The following is a 15778-nucleotide window of genomic DNA, read 5'->3' as shown; positions in this document are numbered from 1 at the left end:
TTCTCCTAGGCGAGGCGCACGCGCGGGTCGATGTAGGCGTAGGCGAGGTCCACGATGACGTTCAGGAGCAGGATGAAGAACGCACCGAACAGCATCACGCCCATCGTCAGCGGCAGGTCCTTGCTCACCGAGGCGTCGACCGCGAGACGGCCGATGCCGGCCAGGTCGAAGGTCTGCTCCGTGACGACCGCGCCGGCGAGCAGCGCGCTCAGGTCCATGCCGATGATCGTCACGATCGGCGTCAGCGAACCGCGCCAGGCGTACCGGAAGAATACGTACCGCTGCGGCATGCCCTTCGCGCGGGCGGTGCGGACGTGCTCCTCCTGGAGCTGCTCGATCATGGTCGAGCGCGCCATACGCGTGTACTGGGCGGTGAAGATGGTCGCCATCACGGCCCAGGGGATCAGCAGGCCGGTGGCCCAGGCGAGCGGGTCCTCGGTGAACGGCGTGTAGCTGGGGTTCTCCATCCAGCCGGTGGAGTAGACCATGACGCCGAGCACGATGGCGCCGAGGAAGTAGATCTGGAACGAGCTGAGCACCATCGAGGCGCCACTGACGAACTTGTCCACCTTGGTGCCGCGCTTCCAGGCGGCGAGCATGCCGGAGCCGAGGCCGAGCACCAGGAAGATGACGAGGCCGCCGACGGTGAGCGACAGGGTCAGCGGGAAGCGGTCCATGATGGATTCCCACACGAAGTCGCCCGAGTCGAAGGACATGCCCAGGCACGGCGCCGCGCAGTGCCCTTGCGCGAAGTCACGGCCGGCCACGATACCCACCATGAAGGTCCAGAACTGCGTGGTGATGGGCTTGTCGAGACCGAGGTTCTCCCGGATGACGGCCAGGTTCTCCGGCGAGCAGTTCTTGCCACAGGAGAGGGCGGCGAAGTCCTGGGGGATTGTGTAGAACAGGAAGAACGTGAAGGCGCCGATCAAGAACATGATCACGACGGCGCCGGTCAACCTGCGGATGAGGAACTGAAGCATGGCGGGCAGCTGCTCTCTTCGGAAGCGGCGGGCGGTGAGGGGTGGGGCCCGCGGGGGTGCGCTCCGCCTGGCGCGCACCCCCGCGGGTCAGCCGATGTTCGTGATTACGGCTGCTTCAGGTACAGGTCGTTGATGTTGATGTAGCTCGAGTTGGTGCTGTACCGGGCACCGCCGACGTTCGAGCCGAAGAGCTGCATCTGCTTCGAGTAGTAGACCGGGGCGGCCGGGTTGACCTCCTCGACGATCCGCTTGTGGGCCTCCTCCCACTTCTTGGCGGCCTGCTCCGGCTGGAGCTTCAGGGCCTCCTCGATGAGGGCGTTGACCTTCGGGTCGTTGATGTGCGAGTAGTTCGAGGCACCGTCGGCGATCAGCTTGCCGTCGTAGACCGGGGTGACGACCGTGGACGGGGAGGACCAGTCCTGGCCCCAGCCGGTCATGTACAGGTCGTACGGGTTCTTGACCTTGCCGATCTGCTCGTAGTAGCTCGCGCGGTCGATCTCCTTCAGCTGGAGGTCGATGCCGATCGCCTTGAGCGCGTCCTTGATGATGACGGACTGCTTCTGGCCACGCGGGGTGTTGGAGTAGGCGTAGGTCAGCTTGGTGCCCTCCTTGACACCCGCCTCCTTCAGCAGCTGCTTGGCCTTCTCCACGTCGCCGTTCGGCTTCTTCTTCTTGCCGAACGGGTCGTAGTTCGGGTCGTGGCCCGGCAGGGTCGGGGCGAACAGACCGCCGGCGATCTCACCGCCGAACTTGCCGCCGTCCGCCTGGACCATGCGCTCGTTCGGGATCGCGTAGGTGATCGCGTCGCGGATCTTCTTGTCCTTGACGCGGTCCATGTTGAAGGTCAGCTGCCACACGTAGGGCTGGTAGCCCTTGACCGTGCGCTTGTTGACCTCGGGCTTGGTGACGACGTCGCGGACGAGCGTGGTCTCGACCGAGTCGGTGAACTGGATGGCGTTCTTCGCCTCACCCTGGTCGGCGATCAGACGCTTGGTCTGGCTGGCCGAGTCGATGGTGTTGGTGAAGTTCCAGCCGTCCACGTACTGGTGGCGGACCGCGTCGGTCTTCGGGTCCCAGTTCGTGTTGCGGACCAGCTTGAGGGACTTGCCGGCCTTGTACTCGGCGATCTTGTACGGGCCAAGGGCCTTCGGCGCCTTGTCGTACTTCTCCTTCGTGTCCTGCTTCGCGGGCACGATGCCGTAGCCGGCCATGGCCAGGGCCTGCGGCAGGTCGGGGCGCGGCTGGTTGAACTTGAAGATGACCGTCTTCGCGTCCGGGGTCTCCAGGACGGTGTTCGGCAGGTGCTTGCCCTTGTACGGGCCGTCAGGAAGCGCCTTGCGGTACTCGTTGCCGGACAGCCAGGTCTGGACGAACGTCGGGCCGTCGAAGATGACCTTCGAGTACAGGCGCTCGATGGAGTGGCGGACGTCGGCGGACGTGATGACGTTGCCGTCCTCGTCCTTGATGCCGTCCTTGAGCGTGTACTTCCAGGTCTTGCCGCCGTCGGTGGTCTGGCCGGAGTCGGTGGCGATGTCACCGACGACGGTCAGGTTGCCCTTGGCGTCCTCCTTGTAGTTCGTCAGCTTGCGGTGCACCAGGTTGGCGAACTGACCCGCGTCGGAGACGTAGATCTGACCCGGGTCCATGTGGCTCAGGTCGGACTGCTGGTAGACCTCGATGAAGCCGCCGGACTTGGCGCCCTTGACTTCCTCGGCGGGACCGGTGGAGGCAGCGGCGTCACCGTAGACGACCGGCTTCGACTGCTCCTGGGCCTCCTTGGCGCCCGGGGCGGCCTTGCCCGTGTCCTTGCCCTTTTCGTTGGTGCTGCAACCGGTCAGCACCAGAGAGCCGGCCGCGAGGGCGACGACTATGGCGCGCGCGGAGCGCGATCGGATGGACTTCATGATGCTCTTTGCACCTACCTGTGAGTTGTTGTCCAGAAAAGTGCTGCCTGCCGTCCGGTTGCCCGGTGCGGGGGCGGCAGCTCCCCCGCACTTGGACGTCACCGTCCGGTCTTGGGGTCGAACGCGTCGCGGACCGAGTCGCCCAGCAGGTTGAAGGCGAGGATGAAGAGCACCATCGCGATGCCGGGGAAGAACATGAACGCGGGGTTCTGCTCGTAGATCTCCGCACCGATGGCGAACATGCGGCCCCAGTCCGGGGTCTCCTCGGTGAAGCCGACGCCGACGTAGGAGAGGAACGCGATCGACAGGATGGCGCTGGGCAGCATGTACGTGCCCTGCACCAGGATCGGGGTCACGATGTTGGGCAGGATCTCCTTGCGGACGATCCTCCATCGCGAGGCGCCGGAGACCAGCGCGGCCTCGACGAACTCCCGCTCACGGATGGTCAGTACGGAGCTGCGCACCAGACGCGCCATGCCCATCCAGCCGAGGAACCACATGACGAGGACGATCGCAACCGCCCGGAGGTAGGTCGGCGTCTCCTCCCGCGGGTCCACGAACAGCGCGGTCACGACGGGCATGAAGGCGATGAAGAACAGCTGGCTCGGGAAGGCGAGGAAGAAGTCGGTGACCCGGCCGAGCCAGTAGTCCACCTTGCCGCCGAAGAACCCGCCGACCATGCCGATGAGGACACCGGTGGCCACGGAGAGCACCGTCACGACCACGGCCAGGTACAGCGACGTGCGGATGCCGTAGAGCAGCATCGTGAACACGTCGCGGCCCAGGTTCGGCTCGACGCCGAACCAGAACTCGCCGGACATGCCGCCGAAGGTGCCGTACGGCATGCCGAAGTCGTCGAGGAGGTCCTCGTACCCCGGCACCGACGGGTACAGCGTGTACGGGTCCTTGCCGTAGAGCGCGGAGATGACGGGGGCGAGGGCGCCGATCGCGAAGAAGAAGATGACCACGAAGGCGGAGGCCACGCCGACGCGGTCGCGCTTGAAGCGCATCCACATCAGCTGGCTGGGCGAACGGCCCTGGTGGCCCTGCTTGTTCTCCTCCGCGGCTTCGGTCTTGGCCGTGGTGTCTTTGTCCAAGGTGACGGAGGCTGCGGAGCCCTCGATCTCAGTTGGACTGGTCATGGTGTGTCCATTTCACGGGTGTCGGATGACCCGCGATCCTGCGCGTGCGGCGGCGACGGCCGGGTGGTGGGCACCCGGTCGGTCACGGTCGCTGCCTGACATCCTCTCGGACGTTCCGGACATGCCGGGCACCCGTGGCCGGGTACGACGGCGGCACCGCACACCGGGCGGGAGGCGTCCCGCGGGCATGGGCCGGAAGGATGGTCAGCAGGGGTGGTTTACCCCCCGAGGAGCGCGAGCCGAGCGGTTGACCGGGTCTCAGAATCGCCGACCGCTGCAGGCGGCCTGACCGGTTGACGTACACGGGTGACCGGCCGTTGGAGCCAGCTGCGACGACCCGACCCCACTGGCGCTCGTGGCACCGCGCATGGGTTCCTCCTCATGAGTCCACGTATTCACTGCATGGTTGGGTACGGTGCACTCCGCCGACACCCCTGACGGCGAAGTGCTGTACCACGTGTGCTCGCGAGTCGGCGCTCCCCACAGCGCGTGACCCATCGACCCGAGCTCAGTGGAGCCAACTATTAAGTACGACCGGGCTGTAAACCACACTTAAAGGGTCTCGTTTTGACAACATCGCCCAAGTGTCACTGACCGAAATCCAGACAAACTGAGCACAGACAGACACCCGCGAAACGGACTGTTAACACAAGTTCCGGAGAGCAACGATCGATAACCGGACGCTTCGCAGGAGAAAACACGTTGACGCGTACGCGTCGGACATGTCCTCGCGAAGGGCGCTCCGGGTGTCCGGGCGGTGGCTGAAAAGTGCCGTTCGAGAGGTCGGTCACACCCCATATGAGCGTGCTCGCCGCGCCGGGTGCGTACGGCCGGCGCGACCCGAGCGTGCCCACGGGGTGGTCGGGGCCGGCGCGTCATGCGGGCGGCCCGTGCCCCGCCCGGTCGGCCGCTCCTTCCCGGGAGCGGAAACGGCCGACGGCCGCCGGGCGGGTGCCCGGCGGCCGTCGGTCGAAGGGGCGCGGAAGCGGCCCGCGCCGTACGCGTGGACCCACGCGCGAGGGGGTCAGCCGTGCTTGGCGCGGGAGGCCGCGCGGGCGCGCTCGCGCGCGTCCAGGTTGACCTTGCGGATGCGCACGGCCTCCGGGGTCACCTCGACGCACTCGTCGTCGCGGCAGAACTCCAGGGACTGCTCCAGCGACAGCTTCCGCGGCGGGACGATCGACTCGGCGACGTCGGCCGTGGAGGAGCGCATGTTGGTGAGCTTCTTCTCCTTGGTGATGTTGACGTCCATGTCGTCGGCGCGGGAGTTCTCACCGACGATCATGCCCTCGTACACCTCGGTGCCCGGCTCCACGAAGAGGACGCCGCGCTCCTGGAGGTTGGTCATCGCGAAGGCGGTGACCGCGCCGGCCCGGTCGGCGACGAGCGAACCGTTGTTACGGGTCGTCAGCGTGCCGAACCAGGGCTCGTGGCCCTCGTGGATGGAGTGCGCGATGCCCGTGCCGCGGGTCTGCGTCAGGAACTCCGTGCGGAAGCCGATGAGGCCGCGCGACGGGACGACGAACTCCATGCGGACCCAGCCGGAGCCGTGGTTCGACATGTTGTCCATGCGGCCCTTGCGGACGCCCATGAGCTGCGTCACGGCGCCCATGTGCTCCTCGGGCACGTCGATCGTCATGCGCTCGACCGGCTCGTGGAGCTTGCCGTCGATCTCCTTGGTGACGACCTGCGGCTTGCCGACCGTCAGCTCGTAGCCCTCCCGGCGCATCGTCTCGACGAGGATGGCCAGCGCCAGCTCGCCGCGGCCCTGCACCTCCCAGGCGTCGGGGCGCTCGGTCTCCAGGACGCGCAGCGACACGTTGCCGATGAGCTCGCGGTCGAGGCGGTCCTTGACCTGGCGGGCGGTGACCTTGCGGTCCTTGACGGCGGACTTGGCGTCGGCGCCCTTGCCCGTGCCGCCGCGGCCGACCAGCGGCGAGGTGTTCGTGCCGATGGTCATGGAGATGGCCGGCTCGTCCACCGTGATCAGCGGCAGCGCGATCGGGTTCTCCGGGTCGGCCAGCGTCTCGCCGATCATGATGTCGGGGATGCCCGCGACGGCGCAGATGTCACCGGGGCCGGCCTTCTCGGCGGGCTTGCGGGTGAGCGCCTCGGTCATCATCAGCTCGGAGATGCGGACGTTCTGCACGGAGCCGTCGCGCTTCATCCAGGCGACGGTCTGCCCCTTCTTCAGCTCGCCCTGCTGGACGCGCAGCAGCGCGATACGGCCGAGGAAGTTGTCCGCGTCGAGGTTGGTGACGTGGGCCTGGAGGGGGGCGTCCTCGTCGTAGACGGGGGCGGGGATGTGCTCCAGGATCGTGGAGAAGAACGGCTCCAGGTTGGTGGAGTCCGCCGGGACCGTGCCGTCCTCCGGCTTGGTCAGCGAGGCGACGCCGTCACGGCCGCAGGCGTAGACGATCGGGAACTCGATCTGGTCCTCGTCGGCGTCCAGGTCGAGGAACAGGTCGTACGTCTCGTTGACGACCTCGTCGATCCGGGAGTCGGGGCGGTCCGTCTTGTTGATGCAGAGGATGACCGGCATCCGCTTCTGCAGGGCCTTGCGGAGCACGAAGCGGGTCTGCGGCAGCGGACCCTCGGACGCGTCCACGAGGAGAACGACGCCGTCCACCATCGACAGGCCGCGCTCGACCTCACCGCCGAAGTCGGCGTGGCCGGGGGTGTCGATGATGTTGATGGTGATCGGGGACCCGCCGTCCTTGGGGTGGTACTTCACCGCCGTGTTCTTGGCGAGGATCGTGATGCCCTTCTCACGCTCCAGGTCGTTCGAGTCCATCATGCGGTCGTCGACGGAGTCGAGCTGGTGGGCGGCGAAGGCACCAGCCTGCTTGAGCATGGCGTCGACGATGGTCGTCTTGCCGTGGTCGACGTGGGCGACGATGGCTACGTTACGGATGTCGTGGCGCGTGGGCATGGGTGGCTGGCGCTTCTCTCGGATCGTGGGTGCGGCGTCTCTTTTTCCTCAGTACGCCCGCCGGGCGGACGCGCCACGGCTCTGTCCATGGTACGGGGCCGACGCACACTCGGCCTCCCGGGCATGATCGTGCCCGCCGGGGGCCCGGCGGGCAACGGATCTGAGCGCTTTCTGAGCTTGTTCGCTACGGCTTCACCTCTTCTTCGGCGCCGCGAATCCGATGTTCTCGTAGTCCGGCGTCGCGAAGCCGAAGGCACCCGCGTTGACCACGTTCTTCCGTACCGCGACCAGCTCGGGCCGCTGGAAGAGGGGGATCGATCCGGCGGCGGCCCAGATGCGGGCGTCGGCCTGGCGCACCAGGTCGCGGGCGGCCTTCTCGTCCAGCTCGGCGGCGGCCCGCTCGAAGAGCTGGTCGATGTGGTCGGTGCCCACGCGCGTGTAGTTCTGCTCCACCAGCAGCGAGCCGTCCGTGGCGGGCTCCGGCTTGGCGTAGATCGGCCGGCCGTCGGTGGCGGGGTAGGCCGTGCCGGGCCAGGAGTAGAGGGCGAGGTCGTAGTCGCCGGACGCGATGTGGTCCTTGAAGAAGCTCGCGTCCGGGACCTTGGTGATCTCCGTGCGGACGCCGATGCGGTCCAGCATGGCCGCGATCCGGTCGCCGACCGCGCGCAGCGACTCGGAGCCGGGGCCGGACGGCAGGACGAAGCGGAGGGTGAGCGGCTGCCCGTCCTTGCCGAGCGGCCCGGCGGGCGCCCCGGCGGCGGCGCTCGGCGCGCCCGTGGCGGGCGTGGCGGGCGCGGCGGTGCCGGCGGGCGCGTACGCCCCGGGGGCACCGCCCTGGGCCTTGGGCCGCTGGAGGGCGGGGGCGTCCTGGGAGTCGGCGGTGAGGGCGCCGGTGAGGGCGCGGGCCTGGCCGGTGACGAGCCGGCTGTGGACGGCCGGGGCGGGCGCGGGCGCGAGGACGCGGGTGCCGGGCCTGCTGTCGGCGGCGGGCTTCTCGTCGCCGACGACGTACCACCCCTCGTCGGACGGCAGGTCGGCCGTCCGCGCGGTGCCGGACGTCCCGGCGGGTGCGGCGGCGGGCGACGCGCCCCGCGACGGCGCCTTCGACGGGGAGCCCGCGGGCCGGGCGCCCCGGGAGGCCGCGTCGTCCGAAGCTGCGGCCTTCGGGGCGGCGCCCTTGGAGGCCGTGCCCTTCGACGGGGCCGCGGTCGCCTCCGCCCCCGCCTTCGTGCCGTCCTTCGGCGCGGCGCCCGCCCGCGCGCCGTCCTTGGTCCAGCCCGCGTCGGCGAGCAGGGCGAGGGCCTCCTCCGTGTCCTGGCTGCCCAGGGCGCCGCTGCTGTCGGCGTACGCGTCCTGCCCGGCCAGCGCCAGGTGCGAGCCGACCGGCTCCGCGGGCAGCCCCAGCGGGGCCAGCACGGACTGGGCCAGTTCGCGCCGGTCCAGCGCGCGGGCGACCGCGCGGCGCACCCGCTCGTCGGCGAGCGGCCCGGACTCGCCGTTCAGGGCGAGCTGCGTGTACGCGGGCTCCAGGGTCTTGCGCACGACGTAGGCGCGCAGGGCCCGCCGCTCGGCCTCGTCCGCGGCTGCCGCGCGCCGTTCGCGCAGCCGGGCGGCGCGCTCGGCCGCGGCCTTCGCCTTGTCGGAGCCGTGCGCGGTGGCCCAGGACTCCAGGGCGGCGGACGGCGCCTTCCCGGAGTCCGGCGCGAACAGGGGCGCGGGGCTGCCGGGGGCCGGGCTGCCGGGCGCGCCCGCCTTGCCCTCGCGCGCGGCGCGGGTGACGCGCGCGGCGAGGGCCGCGTCGACGTCGGCGATGTCGACGGTGTTCGCGGTGAGCGCCTGGGCGCGGCGGTCGCGCGGGACGGCGCGCAGGACGAGGCTGTCGAGCTTCGCGGGCGCGCCCCACCAGCGCGGGTCGCGGACGAGGGTGAGGGTGCCGGCCTTCTTGTCGACCGTCTTCAGCCGGAAGGGGCCGGCGGTCTTGGGCAGGGTGGTGCGGGCGCCGTCGTTGAAGGCCGCGGGCGAGCCGGTGATCTCCTTCGGGTAGAGCGGGGTGAACAGCGACTTCCAGTCGGCGTACGGCTTGGCGAAGGTGACCCGGACCTCCAGGTCGTCGGCGCCGCGCTCGATCTTCTCGATGCGCTCGTACCCGGCGTTGCGCGCCGTCCAGTAGGCGCTGTCGCGGCCGCGCAGGGCCCGCCACTGGGCGACGAAGTCGGGAGCGCCGATCTCGCGGCCGTCGCTCCACACGGCCTGCTGGTGCAGCCGGTAGCGGACGACCTGCCGGGGTTCGCGTTCGATGATCTCCGCGGACTCCAGGTAGTCCCGGTTGAGCTGCGGCCGGCCGCGCTCGTCGAGGGTGAAGAGGGACGGGAGCACGGCGTCCGCGACCCGGGCGGTGGCGGCGTCGGCGTCGGCCTGGAAGGCGTTGAAGGTGGCGGGCAGCGCGTCGACCGCCCAGCGCAGGGTGCCGCCGTCCGCGACGGAGGCGCGCGGGGCTGCCGCGATGTCGGCGGGCACGGCCGGCGCGCCGCCCTCGTCGTCCCCCGAGCTGCAGCCGGCGAGTACGGATACGGCGAGCGCCCCGCTGGTGAGGAGCGCGGCGGACCGGAGTGCGCGGACGCCGACGTGGGACATGGCTTGTACCTCTTCGTCCGGATTCTTGAATTTCGCGATGATCACACCTATGGCCTGTCCACTGAACGGGACGGGCCCCGCGCCCCCGCGGCGACACGTCGGCCGGCACCCGAAACCCCACCCGTGCGGCCCAACGCGCGGGGGCGGCACGGGGTGGCGGGTGCCTGCCGCCGCGAGGGCCGGACGGCGGGCGGCCGGGGACGTCCGTCCGGTCGCGGCCCGCCGGCGGGCGGCCTAGCCTCGCTTCTGTGACGCGCGGAGCCCCCCGGGCCCTGGTGGCCCTCCTGACCGGGCTGTTGGCGGCGGTGTGCTGGCTGGCCGGGCCCGCCGCCCCCGACGGGCGCGCGGAGGAGCCGGGGCCGCTGGACCGCCGGGGCCAGATCACCGACCGGGTGGACGCCCTCGGGGTGCGCGCCCCCGAGGTGGCCCGCGCGCTGGACCGGCTGTACGACGAGCACCGGCTGCAGCTGTTCGCCGTGTACGTACGGGACTTCTCCGGCCGCTCCCCGCGGGAGTGGGCCGACGCGACGGCGGACCGGAACGGGCTCGGCACCGACGACGTGCTGCTGGCGGTGGCCACGCGGGAGCGCCGGTACGCCTACACGGCCGACGCGGCGGGCCGGCTCACCCAGGCGCGGCTGGACGAGGTGGCGCGCACCGCCGTGGAGCCCGCGCTGCGCGCAGGTGACTGGGCGGGCGCGGCGATCGGCGCGGCGGACGGGTACGCCGCGGCGCTCTCCGGGCGGCCCGTCCCGGTCCCGGCCCTCACCCCGGGCGTGCCCGACCCCGGTGGCGGCGGGAGTCCGGCGGTGGATCTGCTGGTCCCGGTGGTGCTGGTCGCCGGGGCGCTGGCGGTGGCCGGGTACGCGTACACGAGCCGCCGCAGGCGGGCCCGGACGCGGACGACGCCCCACGGCGGGGTGTCCGTGCCGGCGCCGCCGGAGCTGGACGAGCGGGCGCGGCGGGCGCTGGTGGAGACGGACGACGCGGTGCGGACCAGCCAGGAGGAACTCGGCTTCGCGCAGGCGCAGTTCGGCGAGGCGGCGGCGAAGCCGTTCGCGGAGGCCGTGGCGTACGCGCAGGGCGAGCTGACCGCGGCGTTCCGGCTGCGCCAGCGGCTGGACGACGCGGAGCCGGAGGACGAGGTGACGCGCCGGGCCATGCTGGAGGAGATCGTCGCCCGGTGCGCGGACGCGGGACGGCGCCTGGACGAGGAGTCGGCGGCCTTCGACGCGCTGCGGGACCTGGAGCGTACGGCTCCCGGGGCGCTGGCCGCGGCGGAGGCGGCGCACCGGGAGCTGGAGGGCCGGCTGACGACGGCGGAGGCGGCCCTGTCGGCGATGCGGGACCGCTACACGGACGCGGCGGCCGCGCCGGTGGCCACGGCACCGTCCGAGGCCCGCGCCCGCCTCGCGTTCGCGGCGGCGAACCTGTCGCGGGCGGGGGAGGCCCTGGAGGGCGGCGCGGGCGGCGCGGGCGGCACGGACGCGGGCGGTGCGGGGACGGGCGCTGCGGGGTCCGGTGCGGAGGCGGGCGGTGCGGGGTCCGGTGCGGAGGCGGGCGGTGCGGGGTCCGGTGCGGAGGCGGGCGGTGCGGGGTCCGGTGCGGAGGCGGGCGCTGCGGACGCGGGTGCTGCGGGGTCCGGTGGCGGTGCGGGGACGGGCGCGGCGGGGTCCGGTGCGGAGGCGGGGACGGGCGGTGCGGGGTCCGGTGGCGGTGCGGCGGGCGGGGGCGGTGAGCGGGTGTCCGTGGCGCTGTACCTGCGGGCCGCCGAGGGGGCGCTCGCGCAGGCCGCGCGGCTGGTCGAGGCGGTGGACCGGCGGGCCGTGGAGCTTGCGGAGGCCGCCGGCCGGCTGCCGGGCGCCCTCGCGGAGGCCGAGGCGGACCTGGCGGAGGCGCGCGGGGTGCTGGAGGGCACGCCCGGCGGGACGGCGGCCGGACTGCGCGGCCGGACGGCCCGGCTGGAGTCCGTCGTACGGGACGTGCGGCGCGCGGCGGAGGCCGGGCGGTACGACCCGGTCGACGCGCTGCGCCGCACCGAGGAGGCCGACGCGGCGCTGGACGAGGCGCTGGAGCGGGAGGGCGGGCTGCGCAGGGCCCGCGCGTTCCTGGACCAGGCGCTCCTGGCGGCCCGGTCGTCGGTGGGCGCGGCGGAGGACTACCTGGCGACGCACCGGGGCGCGGTGGCCAGCGTGGCCCGCACGCGGCTGGCGGAGGCGCGGCGGCACCTGGCGGCGGCCGAGGCGGGCGCGGGGCCGGGCGCGGGCGGTACGGGACCCGGTGCGGACGCGGACCCGCGCGCCGCGCTGGCGGACGCGCAGCGTGCGGACGCGCTGGCCCGGCAGGCCCAGGCGCTGGCCGAGCAGGACGTACGCCTGCGGGGCGCACCCGGCGGCCCGGGCGGCCTGGGGGGTGCCGTACTGGGCGGCATCCTGCTGGGCGGACTCATGGGCGGCGGGAGGAGCGGCGGGATGCCCGGCGGGTTCGCGGGCGGCCCGGCGAGCTTCGGCGGCGGGGGGACGCGGGGGCGGCTCGGCGGAGGGGGGCGCTTCTGACGGCACGACGCACCCGCGCGACGCGCACGCCCCGTACCGGCCCCGCGCACACGCCGTACCGGCCGCACCCCCGTACCGGGGCCCGCGTACACGACTCCGCACAGGCCCGCGTACACGACACGATCCACGCACGACCCGCAAGGAGAGGCGCCATGACCAAGCACTCCATCCTCGGCCGCGTCGCCCAGCTGGCGAAGGCCAACGTCAACGCCCTGCTGGACCAGGCCGAGGACCCGGAGCTGATGCTCGACCAGTTGATCCGCGACTACTCGGAGAACATCGGCGAGGCCGAGGAGGCGGTCGCGGCGACCATCGGGAACCTGCGCCTCCTGGAGGAGGACCACCGCGAGGACGTGGAGGCGGCGCGCGAGTGGGGCGAGAAGGCCCGCGCGGCCAGCGCCAAGGCCGACGAGCTGCGCGCGTCGCGGCGGCCGGAGCTGGCGGACAAGTTCGACAACCTGGCGAAGGTCGCGCTGGGGCGGCAGTTGCAGTCGGAGAAGGAGGCGAAGGCGGCCGAGCCGATGATCGCCTCCCAGACGGAGGTGGTCGAGCAGCTGAAGACGGGCCTGGACCGGATGCGGGAGAAGCTGGCGGAGCTGCGGAACCGGCGGGACGAGCTGGTGGCCCGCGCCCGCTCGGCGGAGGCCCGCAACCGGATGCTCGACGCGGTGCGCAGCATCGACGTCCTGGACCCGACGAGCGAGATCAGCCGCTTCGAGGACAAGGTGCGCCGCGAGGAGGCGAAGGCGCTGGGCAAGCAGGAGCTGGCCGCTTCGTCGCTGGACGCGCAGTTCGAGCAGCTGGACGCGGCGGGCGACGCGGCGGAGATCGAGGCGCGTCTGGCGGCCCTGAAGTCCGCCGCGTGAACCACCGCGCGATCCCCGGCCCGCGGCGCCGTGCGGACCACGCGCGTCGCTCCCGCCCGCGGCTCGTCGCAGGGACCGCGGGCGGGGTGCCGCGCCGGGTCAGAACATGCTCAGCAGCTGGTCCACCGTCGGTTCGGCGGTGCTCTCGCCGTCGGGGAGGGCCAGTTCGAACCAGACCGTCTTGCCGCGCGGGGTGCGCCGGGAGCCCCATCCGGCGCTGAGCAGCCCGACGAGTTGCAGCCCGCGCCCGCCCTCGTCGGTGTCGCGCGCACGGCGGCGGCGGGGCTGCACGAGGCCCGCGTCCCACACCTCGCACACCAGCGTCCGGTCGCGCAGCAGCCGCAGCCGGATCTCCCCCTCGCCGTAGCGCAGGGCGTTGGTGACCAGCTCGCTGACGAGCAGTTCGACCGTGTCGATCAGCGGGTCCAGGTCCCAGGCGGTGAGCTGGGCGCGGGCCAGTTCGCGGGCCCGGCCCACGGAGCGGGGCTCGCGCGGCAGCCGCCAGTCGCCGACCGCCTCGGCGGGCAGCCCCCGGACGCGGGCCATCAGCAGGGCGATGTCGTCCTGGCCGTGCCGGGTGTCCAGGGTGTTGAGGACGTGGTCGCAGGCGTCCTCCAGCGCCATCTCGGGCCCGGTGAGGACCCGCCGCAGCGCCTGGAGGCCCTCGTCCAGCGGGTGGTCGCGGGATTCGACGAGCCCGTCGGTGTAGAGGGACAGCAGCGAGCCCTCGGGCAGCTCGACCTCGACCTCCTCGAACGGCTCCCCGCCGACGCCGAGCGGCATCCCCGGCGGTACGTCGAGGAGCTGCGCCTCCTTGCCGGGTTCGACCAGCATGGGCGGCAGGTGCCCGGCGTTGGCGAAGGTGCAGCGCCGGGTGACGGCGTCGTACACGGCGTACACGCAGGTGGCGAGGTACACCTCGGACAGTTCGGGGCCGCGCTGCTTGTGGGCGGCGCGCGAGGACTGGGCGCCGATGGGCGCGCCGAGGCCGCGGGCGATCTCGTCCAGATGCGAGAGGACCTCGGCCGGTTCGAGGTCCAGCTGCGCCAGGGTGCGTACGGCGGTGCGCAGTTCGCCCATGGCGACGGCGGCGCGCAGGCCGCGGCCCATGACGTCGCCGACGACGAGGGCGGTGCGGTGGCCGGGCAGTTCGATGACGTCGAACCAGTCGCCGCCGACCTCGGTGGCGGCGTTGCCGGGGAGGTAGCGGCAGGCGATGTCGAGTCCGGCGGCCTCGGGGTCGCCCGGCGGGAGCAGGCTGCGCTGGAGGATGAGGGCGCGCTCGTGCTCGCGGCGGTAGAGGCGGGCGTTGTCGATGCAGACGGCGGCGCGGGCGGCGAGCTCGACGGCGAGGGCCCGGTCGCGTTCGCCGAAGGTCTCGCTGCCCTTGGTGCGGGAGAACTGGACGAGGCCGACGACCGTGTCGTGGGCGACCATCGGCACGGCGAGGGTGGAGTGGACGAGCCCGCCGTCGTCCGCGGGGACGAGGACGGGCCGGCCGGTGCGCAGCGCCTTCGCGCAGGCCGAGCCGAACGGGTAGCGGTGCACGGCGCCGACGAGGGTGGGGCCGGTCTCGCAGCAGCCGGGGCCCGTGGGCGGGCCGACGAGGGGCGGCGCGTCGGACACGGCGCTGGCGAAGGCGACGCGGCGCAGTTGTGCGGTGCGCCCGCCGGCCTGGCCGGGCGGGGCCTCGTCGCCGGTGAGGAGGCCCTGGTAGAGGTCGACGGACGCGAGGTCGCAGAAGCCGGGGACGGCGACGTCGAGGAGTTCCCGCGCGGTGGTCTCCAGGTCGAGGGAGGTGCCGATGCGCGCGGTGGCCTCGTTGAGGAGCGCGAGGTTGCGGCGGGCGCTGGCGGCCTCGCGTGCGGCGTTGTGGCGGCGGGTGACGTCGGTGGTGACCCCGGCGACGCCGATGGGCCGGCCTGAACCGCTGTGCACCCGGTAGAGGTTGACGGACCAGTGGCGGCGGTCGGTGTCGCCGGGGACGGTGCCGGTGACCTCCATGTCGGTGACGGCCTCGCCGGTGTCGAGGACGCGGCGCAGCGCGGCGGTCATCCGCTGGGCCTCGCCGCGTGTGAGGTAGTCCTCGACGGTGCGGCCGCGGTGGTCCTCGGCGGTCCCGCCGAAGACGGTGGCGAAGCGCTGGTTGGCCCGCTGCACCGTCAGGTCGGTGCCGAACAGAAGGAAGCCAAAGGGAGATTGACCGAATATCGCCTGCGATGAGGCCAAGTCGGTCTCAATCCGGCGCAAGGCGCGTACGTCGACGGCGATGCAGACGGCGCCGCGCCGGCCGTCCCCGGTCTCGCTGGGCATGACGTAGACCTCGGCCAGGCCGCGCGCGTGGCGTTCGCCGGGTATGCGGAAGGGGACGAGGCCCGTCCACTCCTTGCCGTCGAGTATCTCGGCGATCTTGCGGTGGCCGCGCGGGCGCAGCTCGGCGGGGATGAACGCCTCGACGGGGTCCGTGCCCCGGATGTCCCGTGCGGGTATGCCGAACATCTCGGCGGCCCGCAGGCTCCACTGGTCGACCAGCCCGTCGGGGCCGATGGAGAACGACGCGACTCTGATGTAGTCGTAGATCGAGCCAGGTGGGTTGCTCTGCCACACGACGCCGTCCGCCGTTCCAGGTATCTCGCTCACGCGACCGTCCCCTCCAGCTCACCGCACCGGACCGGCCATTCCCGCAGTATTCAGCACTACGGCCCCCGTCGGCACGCCGTTCACGATCACAGGGTGGTCTCGTTCGTTTTGAGCCGAGCCTA

Annotated in this window: 8 protein-coding genes; 2 read left to right on the top strand and 6 right to left on the bottom strand. The window is 72.4% G+C overall.

Going from position 1 to position 15778, the window contains the following annotated elements:
- Positions 1-5 precede the first annotated feature (5 nt).
- From ACSUPT_RS19630 to ACSUPT_RS19610, 5 genes are all read right to left on the bottom strand, one after another.
- Positions 6-983 carry an ABC transporter permease gene (locus ACSUPT_RS19630; protein ID WP_351965662.1) on the bottom strand — a complete coding sequence of 326 codons (978 nt, stop codon included), beginning with the start codon at positions 981-983 and terminating at the stop codon, positions 6-8.
- 104 nt (positions 984-1087) lie between these two features.
- Positions 1088-2887: an ABC transporter substrate-binding protein gene (locus ACSUPT_RS19625; RefSeq protein ID WP_351965661.1), complete on the bottom strand. Its 1800-nt coding sequence runs from the start codon at positions 2885-2887 to the stop codon at positions 1088-1090.
- Positions 2888-2985: 98 nt separating this feature from the next.
- Positions 2986-4029, bottom strand: a complete 1044-nt coding sequence (locus tag ACSUPT_RS19620) for an ABC transporter permease (RefSeq protein WP_351965660.1) — start codon at positions 4027-4029, stop codon at positions 2986-2988.
- A gap of 1024 nt (positions 4030-5053) precedes the next feature.
- A complete protein-coding gene (gene typA / locus ACSUPT_RS19615; protein WP_351965659.1) occupies positions 5054-6961 on the bottom strand; it encodes a translational GTPase TypA in 1908 nt (635 codons plus the stop codon).
- A gap of 192 nt (positions 6962-7153) precedes the next feature.
- A complete protein-coding gene (locus ACSUPT_RS19610) occupies positions 7154-9595 on the bottom strand; it encodes an ABC transporter family substrate-binding protein (RefSeq protein ID WP_436945120.1) in 2442 nt (813 codons plus the stop codon).
- A gap of 248 nt (positions 9596-9843) precedes the next feature.
- Between ACSUPT_RS19610 and ACSUPT_RS19605 the strand changes: the two genes are divergently transcribed.
- Positions 9844-12150 carry a TPM domain-containing protein gene (locus ACSUPT_RS19605; RefSeq protein WP_436945118.1) on the top strand — a complete coding sequence of 769 codons (2307 nt, stop codon included), beginning with the start codon at positions 9844-9846 and terminating at the stop codon, positions 12148-12150.
- A gap of 152 nt (positions 12151-12302) precedes the next feature.
- Positions 12303-13016: a PspA/IM30 family protein gene (locus ACSUPT_RS19600; RefSeq protein ID WP_436945117.1), complete on the top strand. Its 714-nt coding sequence runs from the start codon at positions 12303-12305 to the stop codon at positions 13014-13016.
- Between the two features lie 99 nt (positions 13017-13115).
- Here ACSUPT_RS19600 and ACSUPT_RS19595 read toward each other — a convergent pair whose 3' ends face one another.
- A complete protein-coding gene (locus tag ACSUPT_RS19595; protein WP_351965655.1) occupies positions 13116-15656 on the bottom strand; it encodes a SpoIIE family protein phosphatase in 2541 nt (846 codons plus the stop codon).
- Positions 15657-15778: the final 122 nt, after the last annotated feature.

Source organism: Streptomyces sp. SudanB25_2051 (assembly GCF_964272635.1).
Classification (GTDB): Bacteria; Actinomycetota; Actinomycetes; order Streptomycetales; family Streptomycetaceae; genus Streptomyces.
The sequence above is the reverse complement of the archived record's forward strand: the minus strand, read 5'-3'. Positions and strand labels throughout refer to the sequence as shown.

What these genes read in the sequence shown, in the direction of transcription:
- ACSUPT_RS19630 (WP_351965662.1), bottom strand. Translation starts at nt 983, where the DNA reads ATGCTTCAGTTCCTCATCCGCAGGTTGACCGGCGCCGTCGTGATCATG.
- ACSUPT_RS19625 (WP_351965661.1), bottom strand. Translation starts at nt 2,887, where the DNA reads ATGAAGTCCATCCGATCGCGCTCCGCGCGCGCCATAGTCGTCGCCCTC.
- ACSUPT_RS19620 (WP_351965660.1), bottom strand. Translation starts at nt 4,029, where the DNA reads ATGACCAGTCCAACTGAGATCGAGGGCTCCGCAGCCTCCGTCACCTTG.
- typA (WP_351965659.1), bottom strand. Translation starts at nt 6,961, where the DNA reads ATGCCCACGCGCCACGACATCCGTAACGTAGCCATCGTCGCCCACGTC.
- ACSUPT_RS19610 (WP_436945120.1), bottom strand. Translation starts at nt 9,595, where the DNA reads ATGTCCCACGTCGGCGTCCGCGCACTCCGGTCCGCCGCGCTCCTCACC.
- ACSUPT_RS19600 (WP_436945117.1), top strand. Translation starts at nt 12,303, where the DNA reads ATGACCAAGCACTCCATCCTCGGCCGCGTCGCCCAGCTGGCGAAGGCC.